The sequence below is a fragment of the Eudoraea sp. genome (assembly GCF_049665975.1).
GTDB lineage: Bacteria > Bacteroidota > Bacteroidia > Flavobacteriales > Flavobacteriaceae > Eudoraea.
In genome coordinates this window covers 1-2,435 of record NZ_JBATGR010000112.1, presented here as the reverse complement: position 1 = coordinate 2,435, position 2,435 = coordinate 1, and the positions used below count along the sequence as shown (strand labels likewise).

Genomic DNA, 2,435 nt, shown 5'->3' with positions numbered 1-2,435 from the left:
CTGTTATAATAATGGCATTTGACGAAAAAGGGCAGGCAGATAATTTTGAGAGACGTATTGAAATAGCCAAACGATCTTATGATATATTGGTAAATAGGGTGAATTTCCCACCGGAAGATATCATTTTTGATCTTAATATTTTTCCTGTAGCAACCGGAATGGATGAACACAAGCAGAATTCGGTAGATTTTATTGAAGCTACTACCTGGGTTCGAAAAAATCTCCCATATTGCAGTGTTAGCGGTGGCGTAAGTAATGTATCTTTTTCATTTAGAGGTAATACGCCCGTTCGTGAGGCCATGCATTCGGTTTTCTTGTACCACGCCATTCAGGCCGGTATGAATATGGGAATTGTTAACCCTGCCCTACTTGAAGTCTATGACGACATTCCAAAAGATTTACTGAATAGGGTAGAAGATGTCATTCTAAACAGAAGGAATGACGCCACAGAACGTCTTCTCGATTTTGCTGAAACTGTGGTGGGTAAGGCAAAGGACAGCAAAGCGGATGATTCATGGCGAAAAGATCCGCTTCAGGAAAGAATTACCCGGGCTTTGGTAAAAGGAATAGATCAATATATCGTAGCCGATGTGGAAGAAGCAAGATTAGCCGCAGCTAAGCCTATTGAGGTAATTGAAGGCCATTTAATGAAAGGAATGAATGTGGTTGGAGATCTCTTTGGAAGTGGTAAAATGTTCCTGCCACAGGTAGTTAAGTCTGCCAGGGTAATGAAAAAGGCAGTTGCCCATTTATTGCCTTATATTGAAGAAGACAAAGACAATTTATCACAAACCGCAGGTAAAATCTTAATGGCAACGGTTAAGGGAGATGTACATGATATAGGCAAGAATATTGTAAGTGTGGTACTGGCTTGTAATAACTATGAAATTATTGATTTAGGCGTAATGGTTCCACCTGAAAAAATAATTCAAAAAGCTAAAGAAGAACAGGTAGATGTAATAGGGTTAAGTGGTCTTATTACCCCTTCTCTGGATGAAATGGTTCATCTGGCTAGCGAAATGGAACGCCAGGGTTTTAATATACCTTTATTAATAGGAGGAGCAACAACCAGTAAGGCCCATACTGCAGTAAAGATCGATCCACAATACAGTTCCTCTGTAGTGCATGTAAATGATGCCTCCAGGGCCGTAACTGTCCTTGGTGACCTCTTACAGAAAGATTCTTCAGACGATTATAAAGCGTTGGTTAAAACTGACTATTCTACCTTCAGAGAGAAATTTCTAAGTCGCGGTAAACTAAAGGAATATCTAAGTCTGGAAGCAGCAAGAAAGAATAAATTCCAAATCGACTGGGATGCTTCTGATATTATAAAACCTAATAATTTAGGGATAGAGGTCATTAGAGATATGGATCTTAAACTTTTGGAAGAATTTATAGATTGGACACCATTTTTCCGAAGTTGGGACTTACATGGAAAATATCCCGCAATATTAAGCGATGAAATTGTAGGGGAGCAGGCTTCCGAGTTATACGAAGATGCCCGGTCAATGCTGAAAAAGATCTTCGAGGAGAAATTATTGACAGCAAAAGCGATTTTTGGACTTTTTTCCGCTAATACAATTAATGATGATGATATAGAAGTAATTGCCCATCCTTTAAATCCGGGTACTGTTAACAAAAAGGAAGAAGATAAACCTCTAATTTTTAGGACCTTGCGTCAGCAATCCAAAAAACGACAAGGCAAACCCAATATGGCACTTGCAGATTTCATTGCGCCCAAGGAATCTGGATTACAGGATTATATAGGCTGCTTTTGTGTTACGGCTGGTTTTGGCACAAATGAACTTGCTGAGGAATACGAGAAAAATCTTGATGATTACAATGCTATTATGATCAAAGCATTGGCCGACAGACTTGCTGAAGCTTTTGCTGAGTATTTACATAAAGAAGTACGTGTCAAATACTGGGGATATTCAGGAAAAGAACAACTCTCTAATGAAAATTTGATAAAAGAAGAATACAGGGGAATAAGGCCGGCTCCGGGCTACCCTGCTTGTCCCGATCATACCGAAAAATTGACCATTTGGGAATTACTGGATGTAAATAAGGAGATTGGAGTTAAATTGACAGATAACCTGGCTATGTTCCCTGCAGCCAGTGTAAGCGGGTATTATTTTGCACATCGGGATGCTCGATATTTTGGATTGGGTAAGATAATGGAAGACCAGATTGTAGATTATGCAGGGAGGAAAGAAATTGAATTGAGTGAAGCAAGGAAATGGCTCGCTCCAAATATAGCTGATGAATAAGTGAAATATCCTGCTGGATTTAAACTGGATCAACGAATTAGCAGGATAAAAAAATCGTATTCAAAGATTCTTTGAACCAAAAATATTGAAAAGCAATAAGCATAAATGAAAGTCACGGAACATATAGAAAGAGCTAAAGGGAATACACTATTCTCTTTTGAAATT

The 2,435-nt window shown here is 38.7% G+C and carries 1 protein-coding gene; it reads left to right on the top strand.

Translation table 11 applies throughout. The features are described from left to right. The coding region (locus WBN20_RS04500) for a vitamin B12 dependent-methionine synthase activation domain-containing protein (protein ID WP_424280855.1) at positions 1–2,270 on the top strand (2,270 nt) is incomplete at its 5' end. Between the last annotated feature and the right edge of the window lie 165 nt (positions 2,271–2,435).